The organism is Paracoccus salipaludis, assembly GCF_002287065.1.
In the GTDB taxonomy this organism is placed as follows: Bacteria; Pseudomonadota; Alphaproteobacteria; order Rhodobacterales; family Rhodobacteraceae; genus Paracoccus; species Paracoccus salipaludis.
Genome location: NZ_NSJZ01000002.1, coordinates 77,531 through 92,205 on the forward strand (window position 1 = coordinate 77,531; position 14,675 = coordinate 92,205).

The 14,675-nt window shown below is 70.0% G+C and carries 12 protein-coding genes; 9 read left to right on the plus strand and 3 right to left on the minus strand.

Annotated features, from left to right (window positions below; genetic code table 11):
- The first annotated feature begins 126 nt into the window (after positions 1–126).
- From CK240_RS03020 to CK240_RS03045, 6 genes are all read left to right on the plus strand, one after another.
- Entirely contained in the window at positions 127–1,269 is a 1,143-nt protein-coding gene (locus CK240_RS03020) for a pyridoxal phosphate-dependent aminotransferase (RefSeq protein WP_095638863.1), read from the plus strand.
- Between the two features lie 2 nt (positions 1,270–1,271).
- Positions 1,272–2,477 carry an N-acetylmuramoyl-L-alanine amidase family protein gene (locus CK240_RS03025; protein WP_095638864.1) on the plus strand — a complete coding sequence of 402 codons (1,206 nt, stop codon included), beginning with the start codon at positions 1,272–1,274 and terminating at the stop codon, positions 2,475–2,477.
- 75 nt (positions 2,478–2,552) lie between these two features.
- Positions 2,553–5,051: a penicillin-binding protein 1A gene (locus CK240_RS03030; RefSeq protein ID WP_095638865.1), complete on the plus strand. Its 2,499-nt coding sequence runs from the start codon at positions 2,553–2,555 to the stop codon at positions 5,049–5,051.
- Positions 5,052–5,136: 85 nt separating this feature from the next.
- Positions 5,137–6,264, plus strand: a complete 1,128-nt coding sequence (gene prfB / locus CK240_RS03035; RefSeq protein ID WP_095638866.1) for a peptide chain release factor 2 — start codon at positions 5,137–5,139, stop codon at positions 6,262–6,264.
- 81 nt (positions 6,265–6,345) lie between these two features.
- Complete coding sequence (locus CK240_RS03040; protein WP_167649954.1) at positions 6,346–6,765, plus strand: hypothetical protein; 420 nt, start codon at positions 6,346–6,348, stop codon at positions 6,763–6,765.
- 88 nt (positions 6,766–6,853) lie between these two features.
- Complete coding sequence (locus CK240_RS03045; RefSeq protein WP_095638868.1) at positions 6,854–7,903, plus strand: patatin-like phospholipase family protein; 1,050 nt, start codon at positions 6,854–6,856, stop codon at positions 7,901–7,903.
- Positions 7,904–7,987: 84 nt separating this feature from the next.
- On the opposite strand, the gene CK240_RS03050 is transcribed toward CK240_RS03045, so the two are convergent.
- The 3 genes from CK240_RS03050 to tyrS form a co-directional block, all read right to left on the minus strand.
- Positions 7,988–8,896: a pseudouridine-5'-phosphate glycosidase gene (locus CK240_RS03050; protein WP_095638869.1), complete on the minus strand. Its 909-nt coding sequence runs from the start codon at positions 8,894–8,896 to the stop codon at positions 7,988–7,990.
- Between the two features lie 73 nt (positions 8,897–8,969).
- Positions 8,970–9,866 (minus strand): PfkB family carbohydrate kinase, encoded by an 897-nt coding sequence (locus tag CK240_RS03055; RefSeq protein WP_095638870.1) that lies wholly within the window; start codon positions 9,864–9,866, stop codon positions 8,970–8,972.
- Positions 9,863–11,110, minus strand: a complete 1,248-nt coding sequence (gene tyrS / locus CK240_RS03060; RefSeq protein WP_095638871.1) for a tyrosine--tRNA ligase — start codon at positions 11,108–11,110, stop codon at positions 9,863–9,865. The genes CK240_RS03055 and tyrS overlap by 4 nt, the downstream gene beginning before the upstream one ends.
- A gap of 64 nt (positions 11,111–11,174) precedes the next feature.
- Between tyrS and CK240_RS03065 the strand changes: the two genes are divergently transcribed.
- From CK240_RS03065 to CK240_RS03075, 3 genes are all read left to right on the plus strand, one after another.
- Complete coding sequence (locus tag CK240_RS03065; RefSeq protein WP_095638872.1) at positions 11,175–12,266, plus strand: anhydro-N-acetylmuramic acid kinase; 1,092 nt, start codon at positions 11,175–11,177, stop codon at positions 12,264–12,266.
- Between the two features lie 108 nt (positions 12,267–12,374).
- The gene (locus tag CK240_RS03070; RefSeq protein WP_095638873.1) at positions 12,375–13,193 is read left to right on the plus strand and encodes a PRC-barrel domain-containing protein; all 819 of its coding nucleotides are present in this window, start codon (positions 12,375–12,377) and stop codon (positions 13,191–13,193) included.
- A 149-nt stretch (positions 13,194–13,342) separates the two neighbouring features.
- On the plus strand, positions 13,343–14,596 hold the full coding sequence (locus CK240_RS03075) for a hypothetical protein (RefSeq protein WP_095638874.1): 1,254 nt from the start codon (positions 13,343–13,345) through the stop codon (positions 14,594–14,596).
- Positions 14,597–14,675 lie beyond the last annotated feature (79 nt).

A 14,675-nucleotide genomic window follows, 5' to 3' on the forward strand; every position in this document is an offset into this window, starting at 1 on the left:
TCCCCGGGTTCGCGCGGACATTGCGCCAGTCCCGGGCGCGCTGTCCATCCCTGCACGGATCACCGCCGCTTGACCAGCAGGGGGGGCGGGGGTGAAAAGGGCGGCCGAACGAAAAGGGGCAGGCGGATGCGGCAGTCGCGGCGGGGTCAGGTCGACCCCTTCATCGTCATGGACGTCATGGAAGCCGCGCGCCGGGCCGAGGCCTCGGGCCGCCACATCATCCACATGGAGGTGGGCCAGCCCTCGACGCCTGCGCCCGCTGCCGCGCTGAAGGCGCTGGGGCAGGAACTGGCCGAGCCCCTGGGCTATACCGTCGCGCTGGGCCTGCCCGCGCTGCGCGAGGGGATCGCGGGCCTTTACCGCCGCTGGTACGGCGTGGACCTGGACCCCGCGCGGGTGGTGGTGACGCCCGGGTCCTCGGGGGCGTTCCTTCTTGCCTTTGCCGCGCTGTTCGACGCGGGCGACAGGGTGGCGGTCGGCGAGCCGGGCTATCCCAGCTATCGCCAGATCCTGCGCGCCATGTCGGTCGAGCCGGTGGGAATGCAGACCCGCGCCGAAAACCGCTATCAGCCCGTCCCCGCGGACATCCCCGAGGGCGTTCAGGGCGTCATGATCGCCTCGCCCGGCAATCCCTCGGGCACCATGCTGGACCGGCAGGCGCTTGCGGCGCTGGTCGAGCGCACGCAGGAAATCGGGGCCGCGCTGATCTCGGACGAGATCTACCACGGCCTCGACTACGGCCAGCGTGCGGTCAGCGCGCTGGAGCTGACGGACGATGTCGTCGTCATCAACAGCTTCTCGAAATACTTCAGCATGACCGGCTGGCGCGTGGGCTGGCTGGTGGTGCCGCCCGACATGGTCCGCACGATGGACCGGCTGGCTGCCAACATGTTCATCTGCGCGCCCCATGCCAGCCAGGTCGCCGCGCTGGCCGCCCTGACCCCCGAGTCCGAGGCCGAGGCGCAGGCGAACCTTGCCGTCTATGCCGAGAACCGCCGGATGATGCTCGAGCGGCTGCCCGCGATGGGCTTCGACCGGATCGCGCCGCCGGACGGAGCCTTCTATGTCTATGCCGACGTCTCGGCCCTGACCCATGACAGCGCGGCGCTGGCGGCGGACATCCTGGACCGCGCGGGCGTGGCGGTCACGCCAGGGGTGGATTTCGATCCCGTGCGGGGGGCGGGGACGCTGCGGTTTTCCTATGCGCGGTCCAGCGGGGACATCGCCGAGGGGCTGGACCGGCTGGCCCGCTACATGGCCGGGCGCTGAGGATGCGGCGCGCGCTGCGGGCGCTGGCTCTGGCGCTGCTGCTGGCCGTGCCGGTCCAAGCACGGGCTGAGGCGCTGGCCGAGGTCGATCCCGCCCGCACGACGCTTGGCTTCCTGGGGCGCGACCGGGGCAGGCCGCGCCCCCTGGCGCTGACGATCGGGCTGGACCGCCCGGTGCCCCACAGCATCGCCATCATCGACGGCCCGCCCCGGCTGGTGGTGGACCTGCGCGACACCCGCCCGCCCGACATCGCCGCCGGCGATCCTCTGTCCCTGCGATGGGGTGCAGCGCCCCAGGGCGGCGCGCGGGCGATTCTGACGCTGCCGGGGCCGATGGAGCTGATGACTGCCCGGATGGGGACCGCGACGGATCCCGCCCTGACCCTGCAACTGGTGCCCGTCGCACCCGAAAGCTTCAGTCCCCGCACCGACACGCTGACCGTGCTGCGCGGCGTGCCGCAGCCTGCGCCATCCGTGGGCGGGGCCAGCGGTCCGGGCGACGACCGGCTGCGCGTGGTGCTGGACCCCGGCCATGGCGGCTTCGATCCGGGCGCGCAGGCGGGCGGCATCACCGAGGCGGCCGTCATGCTGGGCTTTGCGCGCGAATTCGCCGCCGCCCTGCGCGCGCAGGGAATCGAGGTCGTGCTGACGCGCGAGGACGACCGCTTCATCCCGCTGGAACGGCGCACCACCATCGCACGCGCGAAGGGGGCCGACCTCTTCGTCTCGCTGCACGCCGACGCCCTGCCCGAGGGCGAGGCGGCGGGGGCCACCATCTACACCTGGGACGGGCGGTCGAACGACCGCGCGGCGCGGCAGCTGGCCCTGCGGCATGACCGCAGCGACATGCTGGCGGGCCTCGACCTGTCGGACACCGACGAGGACGTGAGCCGCGCGCTGATGGACCTTGCCCGCATCGACACCCAGCCCCGCAGCCAGGACGCGGCGCGCCATCTGGTCGCCAAGCTGAACGAGGCGGGCGTCGTGATGCACCGCACGCCCGTGCGCGGCGCGGCCTTCTCGGTGCTGAAATCGCCCGATATTCCGTCCCTGCTGATCGAACTGGGCTTTCTGACCCATGCCGACGACCGCGCCAACCTGTTCGATCCCGACTGGCGCGAGCGGGTGGCGCAGGCGCTGACGCGCGGCATCCTCGCCTGGGCGGCGGACCAGCATGGGCAGGGGACCGCCCAGAACGCCGGTCCCTGACGCAAGCTTTCTTTGACCCGCAGGGGGTGTGGCGCTATAGGAACACCTCGCTCAATGTCGCGGTAGGCTCCATCAGTGATCCGTTTCGTCCTGAACTTCCTCGGCGGGGTCTTTTCCTGGTTCGTGACCGCCGGGGTGTTCCTGGCGCTCGTCGTCGGGGGCATCTTCTGGATCTATTCGCGCGACCTGCCGAGCCACGAGGCGCTGGCGAGCTATGCCCCCAAGACCATCAGCCGCATCTATTCCGGAGAAGGGCGGCTGATCGACGAGTTCGCGGAAGAGCGCCGCATCTTCGTGCCGATCGAAGAAATCCCGGACCTGGTGAAGCACGCCTTCGTGTCGGCCGAGGACAAGAACTTCTACCAGCACCGGGGCTATGACCCGCGCGGCATGGCGGGGGCGGCGGTGCAGGCGATCCAGACGCGCGGGGAAAGCGTGCGCGGCGCCTCGACCATCACCCAGCAGGTGATGAAGAACTTCCTGCTCGATTCCTCGCGCAGCGTCGAACGCAAGGTGAAGGAGCTGATCCTCGCCACGCGGCTGGAAAACACGCTGTCCAAGGACCAGATCCTCGAACTCTACCTCAACGAGATATTCCTGGGCCAGAACAGCGCGGGCGTGGCCGCCGCCGCCCAGACCTATTTCAACAAGTCGCTGAGCGAGCTTGCCCCCCACGAGGCCGCGACGCTTGCCGCGATGCCGCAGGCGCCCTCGCGGTCGGTCGTGCGCGACAAGGACCGCATCACGGAACGGCGCAACTATGTCCTGCGCGAGATGTGGCAGAACGGCTACCTGACCGAGGCCGTTTATCGCGCCGAATCCGCCCTGCCGCTGAAGTCGGTGCAGAACGGCGATTATCCCGCCTTCCGCAACAGCCTGCCGCCGCGCGGCTATTTCACGGACGAGATCCGCCGCCAGCTGTCCCAGCAGTTCGGCGAGGACGAGTTCTTCACCGGCGGCCTGCAGATCCGCGCGACCATGGACCCGGCAATGCAGGAGATCGCGGCCAAGTCGCTGCAGGACGCGCTGGAACGCTATGACCGTGGCCTCGGCGTCTGGCGCGGCACCGGCCAGACGATCCCCGCCGACCAGCTCGGGTCCGAGGACCGGTGGCGCGCGGCGCTGGCCAAGGCCAAGGTGCCCCGCGACATCGAGGGCTGGCACCCGGCCGTCGTGCTGGAACTGACGAAAGCCGACGCCGTCATCGGCATCGAGGGCGTTGCCTCCGAGGCCGAGCCCCACGTCATCCCCGCCAAGGACGTGCAATGGGCGCGCAAGCTGATGCCGGGGCGCGAGCGCGCGCCGCAGGCGAAGGTGGCGTCCGACCTGCTGTCGGTGGGCGACGTGGTGATGGTGCGGCGGATGACGGACGACAGCACCGGCGCCTTCATCCGCTGGACGCTGCGCCAGATCCCGACGATCCAGGGCGGCTTCATGGCGATGGACGTCAACACCGGCCGCGTCGTGGCCATGCAGGGCGGCTTCAGCTACCAGTCCTCGGTCTTCAACCGGGCCACGCAGGCGATGCGGCAGCCCGGCTCGGCCTTCAAGCCCTTCGTTTATGCGGCCGCGCTGGACCGGGGCTTCACCCCCGCCACCATCGTCGCCGACGAGCCGATCACCGTGAACACGCCGCAGGGGTTGTGGACGCCCAAGAACTCGGGCGGCGGCTTCTATGGCCCGACGCCCCTGCGCACGGGGATCGAGCAGTCCAGGAACCTGATGACCATCCGCATCGCCCAGGACATCGGAATGGACACGGTGGCGAAATACGCCGAGCGCTTCGGCGTCTACGACCACCTTTCGCCCTTCCTCGCCAACAGCCTGGGGGCGCAGGAAACCACGTTGTTCAAGATGGTCGCGGCCTATGCCATGTTCGCCAACGGCGGCGAGCGGGTCGAACCCACGCTGGTGGACCGCGTTCAGGACCGGCGCGGCCGCACCGTTTACCGCCACGACCGGCGCGCCTGCACGAACTGCGTGCAGGGCGCGCTACCCCCCGGCCAGGCGCCGGTGATCGAATCCGACCGCGAGCGGGTGATGGACGCCATCACCGCCTATCAGCTGACCTCGATGCTGGAAGGGGTGGTCCAGCGCGGCTCGGGCAAGGGCGTCAAGCTGCCGGTGCCGGTCGCGGGCAAGACGGGGACCACCAACGACGCCAAGGACGTGTGGTTCATCGGCTTCACCTCGAACATCGTGGCGGGCTGCTATCTCGGCTTCGACGAGCCGCGCAGCCTGGGCTCGAACGCCTATGGCGGGACGCTCTGCGTGCCGGTGTTCAACTCGTTCATGCGGCAGGCGGTGAAGAAATACGGCGGGACCGCCTTCAAGGTGCCTCCGGGCGGCTATTTCGCCGACGTGTCCTACGGCAAGTTCACCGTCTCGGAATACTTCCGCGAGGGGTCCGTCGTGGTCAGCCGCGTCGTGGACGGCGGCTTCGACCGCGGGTCCAAGAAAAGCAGCGACGTGACCGAGACGACCGAAAAGGCCGTGACCACCTCGACCGGCAAGCGCAAGGTCATCCCCAAGAAGGCCGACTTCAACAGCATGAGCGCGGGCGGGCTTTACTGACCCGCCCTGCTTGTGCCGACCGGCCCCGCGCGGTATCAGCCTCCTCCTATCCGTTCCGCCGTCCGTTTCTTTGCAGGGATCGCCCATGCGCGCCGAAACCCAAGCCTCCGTCGAAGCCATCCGCAAGTCGCTGAACCTGCTTGCGCAGCGGATGGACTGGGACACCGCGCCCCATCGCCTGGAAGAGATGAACGCGATGATCGAGGACGGCGACCTGTGGTCCGACCCCGCCCGCGCGCAGAAGCTGATGCGCGACCGGCAGGTGCTGTCGGACAAGGTCGAAACCTTCCGCCGCATCGACCGCGACCTCAAGGACAGCGTCGAGCTGATCGAGCTGGGCGAGGCCGAGGGCGACGCCGAGATCGTGGCCGACGCGGAGTCCACGCTGAAGACCCTGGCCGAGCTGGCCGCCCAGAAGGAGCTCGAGGCGCTGCTGGACGGCGAGGCCGACGGCAACGACACCTTCCTCGAAATCAACGCGGGCGCGGGCGGCACGGAAAGCTGCGACTGGGCGTCCATGCTGGCGCGGATGTACACGCGCTGGGCCGAGAAGAAGGGCTACAAGGTCGAGCTTCAGTCCGAGACGCCGGGCGACGAGGCGGGCATCCGCTCGGCCGCCTACAAGATCTCCGGCCCGAACGCCTATGGCTGGCTCAAGTCGGAATCGGGCGTGCACCGGCTGGTCCGCATCAGCCCCTACGATTCGGCGGCGCGGCGGCACACCTCGTTCTCGTCCGTCTGGGTTTATCCGGTGGTGGACGACAACATCGAGATCGTGATCCCCGACAACGAGATCCGCATCGACACCTACCGTTCGTCGGGCGCGGGCGGGCAGCACGTGAACACCACCGACTCGGCGGTGCGGATCACCCACCTCCCGACGAACATCGTCGTGACCAGCTCGATGAAGTCGCAGCACCAGAACCGCGAGGCGGCGATGAACGCGCTACGCGCGCGGCTGTACCAGCTGGAACTGGACAAGCGGAACGCGGCGATCAACGCGGCCCATGACGCCAAGGGCGACGCGGGCTGGGGCAACCAGATCCGCAGCTACGTCCTTCAGCCCTACCAGATGGTGAAGGACCTGCGGACGGGCTACGAGACCTCGGACACGCAGGGGGTCCTGGACGGCGACCTCGACGGCCTCATGGCCGCGACCCTGGCGATGGACGTGGCGGGCAAAAGCCGCGCCGAAGCCAACGCCGAGGACTGAGGCGCGCTTTCCTCGGCAGGAGGTTGCCCAATGCGGTGGTGGCAGGCAGCCGCTCTGGTCCTTTTTCCTTCGGCCTGTGCAGTGACAGCGGACATCCTGACAGGGCCGCTGTGCAGCCGTGCCCATGACGAGGCGGGACGGGTGATTGCCGACCTGATGTCGGATGACCCGGCCGTATTCGCCCGCACGATCGCGGCGCTGGCTCACGGTGGCGCGCTGTCCGCGAACCATGTGCTCGACTGGCTGTTCCGGGCCGTCGTTGTCCTTGGGGTGGCGGTCTGCGTCTGGCGCCTGCCGCCTGCGGGCGAGTTGCGCAGCGCCCGGTCGGTGCTGGCCTGCGTGGTCTGTGGATATGTGATCGCCCGGTTCCTGGTCGGCTTTCGCTGGCTGGATTGGTCCGAGATGGGTCTTTGCCTGCTGGCCGGAGCATCGGTCGGACTGCTGGGATTTCTCGCGCGTCGCCACGTCCCCGGCCAAGGCCTGCGTTCCAGGGAGTCCTGACATATCCTGAGAGCGGATGCAGCGGCGACAGACTCGGTCCATCGCCGTCTTCATGCTATGCTGCACTGCAGCGTGAATGGAGCGCCCGATGTCCAAACAGATCAACCTGGCCCTGCAAGGCGGCGGCGCGCATGGCGCATTCGCCTGGGGCGTGCTGGACCGCCTGCTGGAAGGCGACGAGCTTGAGATCGCCGGGATCAGCGGCACCTCGGCGGGGGCGCTGAACGGGGCGGCCGTGGCGGCGGGCATGGCCGCGGCTGCGGGCGCCGAGGGGCGCCGCGCGGCGCGCGAGAACCTCGACCACGTCTGGGCCGAGGTCAGCCGTGTCAACGACCACAGGCTGCTGCGCTGGATGACCTGCCTGGACCATGTGCCCTCGCCCTTCCAGCGCTTGGCCGAGTTCTTTTCGCCCGTGGCCTGGATGGAGAGCTGGTCGCGGATCTTCAGCCCTTATGATTCGGGGCCGTTCTATTCCAACCCGCTGGGCCGGATCATGGCCGGGATGCCTCATCCCCTTGGCCCCTGCGACAGCCGGCGCCCGGCGCTGTTCGTCACCGCGACCAACGTCCGCACGGGCCGGGTGCGCGTCTTTTCCGGCGCCGAGGTGACGCCCGAGGCCGTGATGGCCTCGGCCTGCCTGCCCACGCTGTTCCGCGCGGTCGAGATCGACGACCCCAAGACCGGACGGGCCGAGGCCTATTGGGACGGCGGCTATTCCGGCAATCCGGCGCTGTTCCCGCTGTTCGGCAACGAACTGCCGCGCGACATCGTCATCGTCACCATCAACCCGACCGAGCGCGACATCATTCCCCGCACGCCCGTCGAAATCCAGGACCGGATCAACGAGATCAGCTTCAACTCCTCGCTGCAGCGCGAGCTGCGCGCGATCCAGTTCGTCAAGCGCCTGTCGGCCGAAGGCCGCCTGACCGGCCGCGGCATGAAGGAACCGCTGCTTCACCTGCTTTCGGACGACGCGCTGATGACCTCGCTGGGGGCCCGCAGCAAGCTGCTGCCCGGACCGGGGCTGGTCGGGCGGATGAAGGCCGCCGGGCGCATCGCGGCCGAAAGGTTCCTGGTCACGAGTGCCGCCAACATCGGCGAGCGCGACTCCGTCGACCTGCCGCGGCTTTACGGGTGAGCCGCAGCGCGGGCGTTCCGGGTGGCGCGGGGTTATTCCCCCCGTGCCGCCGGAGGATGTTTCCAGCGCCAGAGAGCGAAAGGATCAGGCTCCTGCCGCCGCGATCCTGGCAGCCAGGCGGGCATTCGCCAGCACCAGCGCGATGTTGGCCGCCAGCGACCGGCCTTCGGTCAGTTCGAAGATGCGGTCCAGAAGGAAGGGCGTGACGGCCTTGGCGGCGATGCCCTGCGCCGTGGCCTCGGCCAGCGCCTGCTCGACCACGGGCATGATCTCGGCGCGGGGGATCTCGGCATCAAGCGGGATCGGGTTCACGACAAGCTGGCCGCCGGGCAGGCCAAGCGCGCGGCGCATCCGGGCGGCCTCGGCGATCCGGGCGGGATCGTCCAGACGCAGCGGCGCGGGCAGCCCCGAATCGCGGCTCCAGAAAGCGGGGATGACATCCTGACCGACCGCGATCACCGGCACGCCCAGGGTTTCGAGATATTCGAAGGTCCGGGGCAGGTCGAGGATCGCCTTGGCCCCCGCCGAGACCACCGTCACCGGCGTCGCCGCCAGTTCGTAAAGGTCGGCCGAGATGTCCATGGTGTCCTCGACGCCGCGATGCACGCCGCCGATGCCGCCGGTGGCGAAGACGCGGATGCCCGCCAGCGCGGCGCAGATCATCGTGGCCGCGACCGTGGTCGCCCCGGTGCGGCGCGTGGTCAGGCAGACGGCGAGGTCCGCACGGCTGACCTTCATCACGTCCTGCGCCTGGGCGAGCGCTTCCAGCGTCGCGTCGTCCAGGCCGATGTGGATGCGGCCGTCCATCAGGGCGATGGTGGCGGGCACCGCGCCCGCCTCGCGGATCGCCGCCTCCACGTCGCGCGCCATTTCCAGGTTCTTCGGGAAGGGCATCCCGTGGGTGATGATGGTCGATTCCAGTGCGACGACGGGGCGGCCCGCGTCCAGCGCCTCGCGGACCTCGGGGGTGAAGCTCAGCGGCAGGTCGGTCATCGGCGGCTCCTTGGAAGGGGAAGAAAGCCGGGGCGCTGCCCCGGACCCCGGGATATTTGGACGAAGAAGAAACTCACGGGCCTTCGCCCGAGACATGGGCGGCGGCGGCGAGGATCGCCGCTTCCAGCGCGGCGGCCCGGTCCTTTCCCCCGCGTTCGGCCACCATGTGGGCGGCCATGAAGCAGTCGCCCGCGCCCGTCACGCGGGCGATGGTGACGGGGGGCGGGGCCTGTGTCAGCACCTCGGTCCCGCGTCCGGCGCAGGCGGCGGGGCGGGGGCCGTCCGTCACCAGCACGCGGGCCGCGCCCCGGGCGACCACGGCCTGCGCGGCCTCGGCGGCATCGGTGCAGGAATGGCCCGCCAGCGTCTCGGCCTCGGCGCGGTTGAGATACAGCGTGACATGGTCCAGCCCCAGCAGGGGGGCGAGGCGCTCGGCCTTGCCGGGGCTGGCCGGAACCACGCGCAGGTCGGCCTGGCGCAGGGCCGGGTCGGCGGCGATGGCTTCCAGCTGCGCCACGGTCAGGTTGCCGTCGATCACCACCGTGCCGCGCCAGGGCGCTTCGGCCGAGCCGAAGGTGCCGTCGCGCAGGGGTGCCAGCACCCGGTGGCCCGCGGCTTCCAGCGAATGGGCGTCGGCCACGGCGGCGATCAGGCCGTGGGTATCCTCGATCGCCATGTAGATGTCGGTCGGCCATTCCGGCAGCCGCTGCATCCAGTCGGTGGCGACCCCCAGGGCGCGCACGGCGGCCAGCAGCGCGTCACCCTCGGGGTCGGCGCCGACCGCGCCCAGCACGGCAACGGACTGTTCTCGCGCGGCCAGGGCAACGGCCACGTTCAGCGCGACGCCGCCGGGCACGTGGCGGATGCGGCCCGGCACGTCGGCGCCCGGCGCCATCGGCGCGGGACTGCGGCCGATCACGTCCCACAGCACCGCGCCGACGCAGAGGATGTCCGGGCGCGCGGATGTCATCCGACGATCCGCAGCATCCGGTGCTTTTTCTTGCCGAGGCTGACCTTCATGCCCTCGCCGATTTCCTCGGCGGTCAGCATCCGCTGAGGGTCGGCCACGGCGTCGTTGTTCAGCCGCAGGCCCCCTTCGGCGATCAGGCGCTTGGCTTCCTTGCCGCTGGCGGTCAGCCCCGTCTGCGCAAGCATCTGGACGACCGACAGCCCGCCCTCGAAGGCGGAAGCCGGCATGGCGACCAGTTCCAGGTCCGCGCCGGTGCCGCCCTGCTCGAAGACCTGCCGGGCGGTCGCCTCGGCGGACGCGGCGGCCTCGGCCCCGTGCAGAAGCGTCGTGACCTCGTTGGCCAGCAGGATCTTGGCGTCGTTGATCGCCTGGCCCTGAAGCGCGCCCAGGCGGTCACATTCCGCGACCGGAAGCTCGGTGTAGAGCTTGAGGAAGCGGCCCACGTCGGCGTCGGTGGTGTTGCGCCAGAACTGCCAGAATTCGTAGGGCGACAGCATCGCGCCGTTCAGCCAGACAGCACCCCCGGCCGACTTGCCCATCTTGCGCCCGTCCGAGGTCGTCAGCAGCGGCGAGGTCAGGCCCCAGATCTCGGCGTCCAGCACACGGCGGGTCAGGTCGATCCCGTTGACGATGTTGCCCCACTGGTCCGACCCGCCCATCTGCAGCCGGCAGCCATAGCGGCGGTAGAGTTCGAGGAAGTCGTAGGCCTGCAGGATCATGTAGTTGAATTCGAGGAAGGACAGGCTCTGTTCCCGGTCCAGCCGCGATTTCACGGATTCGAAGGACAGCATCCGGTTGACCGAGAAATGCCGCCCGATGTCGCGCAGGAAATCGAGGTAGTTCAGCCCGTCCAGCCATTCGGCGTTGTTCAGCATCATCGCCGCACCGTCGCCATAGCGCAGGTAGCGGGCGAAGACCTGCGCCATCCCGTCGATGTTCGACTGGATCTGCTCGGGGCCGAGCAGCGGACGCTCCTCGCTGCGGAAGCTGGGGTCGCCCACCTTGGTCGTGCCGCCGCCCATCAGCGTGATCGGGCGGTTGCCGGTCTTCTGGAACCAGCGCAGCATCATGATGTTCAGCAGGTGGCCGACGTGCAGGCTCGCCGCCGTCGCGTCATAGCCGATATATGCCGTGACCGGTCCCTCGATCAGGGCGTCATCCAGCGCCTGCAGGTCGGTGCAGTCGGCCAGATAGCCGCGTTCAACCATCACGGTCAGGAACTCGGACTTCGGGCGGTAGGTCATCGGCTTCTTCCTTCTACTCGGCCCGCCTATACAGCGCGTGAAACACAAGGGAAAGAAAAGGCGGATGCTGGTCCTCGGGATGATGTCGGGCACCTCGCTGGACGGGGTGGACGCGGCGGTGCTGGACACCGACGGGCAGGAGATCTTCGCCTTCGGGCGGACGGGCTATCGTGCTTACACGACCGGAGAGGCCGAGGTCCTGCACGCGTCGCTGGGCCGCTGGCCGGGAGAGGCGGGCGTGGCCGAGGCGGCGGCGCTGTCGGTCCGGACCCATGCGGAACTGGCGGCGGATTTCCCCGAGGCCGAGGTGATCGGCTATCACGGCCAGACGCTGGCGCATGATCCAGGCGCGGGCCGCACACATCAGGCGGGGCAGGGCTGGCGGCTTGCCCGCGCCACGGGCCACCGCGTGGTCTGGGACTTCCGGTCCGAGGACGTGCGGCAGGGCGGAGAGGGTGCGCCGCTTGCCCCCTTCTTCCACCATGCGCTGGCGCGCTGGGCCGTGGGGCAGGCGCGGCTGGAGGCGGCGCCCGTGGTGTTCCTGAACCTTGGCGGCGTCGGCAACCTGACCTGGTGCGACCCGCGCGAGCCCGATCCGCTTGCGGCCTGCGTGGCCTTCGATACCGGCCCGGCCAACGCGCCGCTGAACGACCTGATGCGGGCGCGGCGCGGGGTTCCGCGCGACGAGGGCGGCAGGCTTGCCGCCCGGGGCACGCCCCGCGAACCGGTGATCGCAGAGTTCCTGCGCCATCCCTATTTCGCCCGCCCCGCGCCGAAGTCGCTGGACCGCGACGCCTTCGCGGCGCTGGGTCCGGCGGTCGCGCAGATGGACGATGCCGACGCCGCCGCGACCCTGGCCCATGCGGCGGCGGCGGCGGTGGCGGCGGGGCTGGGGCTGCTGCCCTCGCGCCCGGCGGTCGTGCTGGCCTGCGGGGGCGGGCGCCACAACGCCGCGATGATGGCGGCGCTGGCGCTGCGCTGCGGCCTGCCCGTGCGCCCGGTCGAGGATGCCGGACTGGACGGGGACATGATCGAGGCGCAGGCTTTCGCCTGGCTCGGCGCAAGGGTTCTGCGGGGCCTGCCGACCTCGGGACCGCGGACGACGGGGGTTCCTGCTGCCGTCTGCGGCGGGCGGATCAGCCCGGCCTTCCGCTGACAACTGCTTGATCGAACGGGAACGCGAGCCGCGCGAGGGCGTTGGGGGCGCAGATCGGGGACGGAAGAACGCTCCCGGCTGATCTTGATGAAAAGAAGGACGTCAACGATGAAAGCTCTGCTTCTCGCCGCCACTTCGTCTCTGGCCCTGACCGGCTTCGCCATGGCGCAGACCGCGGTCACCACGGACACCCCGGCTGAAAACGCCGTCGAGAACGCTGCAACCGCGACCGGCAACGCCGCGCAGGCCGTGGGCGACCAGGCCGAGGATATGGCGGACCAGGCCGAGAACGCGGCAGACCAGACCGGCAACGCGGTTGATGAGTCGGTGACGATGGGCACTTCGGATGCCGCCGAGGACGGGCAGGACCGCGCCGAGGATGCTGCCGACGCGGCCGAGGACAGCGCCGATGCGGCCGTGACGGCGGGCAGCGGCACCGCGGCGACCACCACGACCGCGACGGGTTCGGACGCGGCCATGGGCGCGACCGGCGCGGGCGCCGACCCGGTGACGGCGACCACCACCACGACCGAATCGACGACGGTGACCGCCACAAATGATGCGGGCGCCCCGGCGATGTCGGCCGATCACCCCGGCATGCTGGGCTCGTGGATCATGAACCGGCGCATCTGGACGACCAACCAGCCCTCGTCCACCGAATGGGCGGACACGACCCTGACCGAGCGTCCGGCCGAGTGGACCGACATCGCCAAGGTGGATGACATCGTCGTGGACGTGGATGGCAACATCATGGGCTATGTGGCCGACATCGGCGGCTTCCTGGGCCTGGGCGCCAAGCAGGTGCTGCTGAACAAGGACGCGCTGCATTTCGTGCAGATCGGGGACGACGCCTTCTTCGCGACGAACTTCACCCGCGAGGAGCTCGAGGCGCTGCCGGACTTCGACTCGACCACCGTCATGCGCTGACGCGCGGGCTGCGGCCGCGACGGAAAGGGGCGCCCTTCGGGGTGCCCCTTTTTCGTTCCGGCGGGAACCGGCGCGCGGACGCGGGGTTGTGACGGCGATGCCTGAGACACCGGCGGGCACTTACAAAAAGAATAAGGAAAGGAACCTCGATGCTGATCAAGCAGCTCTTTGGAACGGCCGCTGTGCTGTCCTTTGTCGCGGCTGGCGCGATGGCGCAGACCGCACCCGAAACCACGCCCGCAGACCCCGCGGCCCAGGCTGCTGATTCGGCCGCAGACGCCGCCGGTGCCGCCGCGGTGGCGGCCGAAGTCGCGTCCGATGATGCCGCCACCGATGCGGCCGCGACCACCGACGCCGCGACCGGGACTGCCGCGACCGGAACCGCAGCCACCGGCACCGTTGCCGTGCCGGGCGGCCAGGTCGTGGTCGAGCAGGCCGAGCCCGTCGTGAACGTCGAGGTTCCGAACCCCGAGGTGCAGGTGATCCAGGCCGCGCCGCAGGTTCAGGTCGAACAGCCCGAGCCGACCGTGACCGTCACCCAGGCGCCGCCGCAGGTGAACGTGGAACAGTGCGCCCCGCGCATCACCGTCACCCAGGCCGAGCCCACCGTGACCGTGAACATCCCGCAGCCGATTGTCTCGGTCGCGCTGGCCGATCCCGAGGTCCGCGTGGGCGAAACCCAGCCGGTCGTGACCGTGGAAACCCCCGAGCCGGTGGTCTCCTTCATCCAGCCCGAGCCGCGCGTCGTCGTCGAGGGCGCCGAGGCCCAGGTCAACGTGACCGAGGCCGAGGCTCAGGTCGAGGTGACGCGGGCCGAGGCCGCGCAGGTCGAGATCCGCCAGAACGAGGCCACCGTCAACGTCGAGCAGACGGGCGAGGCCCAGGTGAACGTCGCCGAGGCGCCCGAGCCGCAGGTCGAGGTGCAGCAGGCCGGCCAGGCGAATGTCGAAGTCCAGCAGGGCGAGGCCACCGTGAACGTGACTGGCGCCGACGCGGCCGCCGCTGCGGGCGCGACGACGGTCGCCCCGGTGATGGCCACCGACATCGCGCTGCGCGAAGGCTATACCCTGGTCGATCCGGTCGAGGTGACGAACCAGGGCATCGACGGGCTGCAGGTCTTCGCGGCGAACGGCGAGGACTACACCGAGATCGGCGAGATCGACGCCTTCGACGCCGCGAGCAACACCGCGATCGTGGCGGTCGGCGGCTTCCTGGGGATCGGCGAGCGTCAGGTCGCCTATCCGCTGGACCAGATCTCGTTCCAGCGCACCGCGGCCGGCGATCTTGAAGCCTATGTCGGCACGCCCGCCGACCAGATCCAGAACCTGCCCGCCTATTCCGGCACCGCCTCGGGCGCGGGCGCTGGCACGGATGCAGGCGCGGCGACCGGCAGCAGCAACTGAGCCGGGCAGGGCGGCCCATCCACCCCGCCCACTCGGCTCGGAAGAACCCCGCCTCGTGCGGGGTTCTTTCTTTTTCGCC

Coding starts and splice junctions, on each gene's coding strand:
- CK240_RS03020 (WP_095638863.1), top strand. CDS start 127: ATGCGGCAGTCGCGGCGGGGTCAGGTCGACCCCTTCATCGTCATGGAC.
- CK240_RS03025 (WP_095638864.1), top strand. CDS start 1,272: ATGCGGCGCGCGCTGCGGGCGCTGGCTCTGGCGCTGCTGCTGGCCGTG.
- prfB (WP_095638866.1), top strand. CDS start 5,137: ATGCGCGCCGAAACCCAAGCCTCCGTCGAAGCCATCCGCAAGTCGCTG.
- CK240_RS03045 (WP_095638868.1), top strand. CDS start 6,854: ATGTCCAAACAGATCAACCTGGCCCTGCAAGGCGGCGGCGCGCATGGC.
- CK240_RS03050 (WP_095638869.1), bottom strand. CDS start 8,896: ATGACCGACCTGCCGCTGAGCTTCACCCCCGAGGTCCGCGAGGCGCTG.
- CK240_RS03055 (WP_095638870.1), bottom strand. CDS start 9,866: ATGACATCCGCGCGCCCGGACATCCTCTGCGTCGGCGCGGTGCTGTGG.
- tyrS (WP_095638871.1), bottom strand. CDS start 11,110: ATGACCTACCGCCCGAAGTCCGAGTTCCTGACCGTGATGGTTGAACGC.
- CK240_RS03065 (WP_095638872.1), top strand. CDS start 11,175: ATGCTGGTCCTCGGGATGATGTCGGGCACCTCGCTGGACGGGGTGGAC.
- CK240_RS03070 (WP_095638873.1), top strand. CDS start 12,375: ATGAAAGCTCTGCTTCTCGCCGCCACTTCGTCTCTGGCCCTGACCGGC.
- CK240_RS03075 (WP_095638874.1), top strand. CDS start 13,343: ATGCTGATCAAGCAGCTCTTTGGAACGGCCGCTGTGCTGTCCTTTGTC.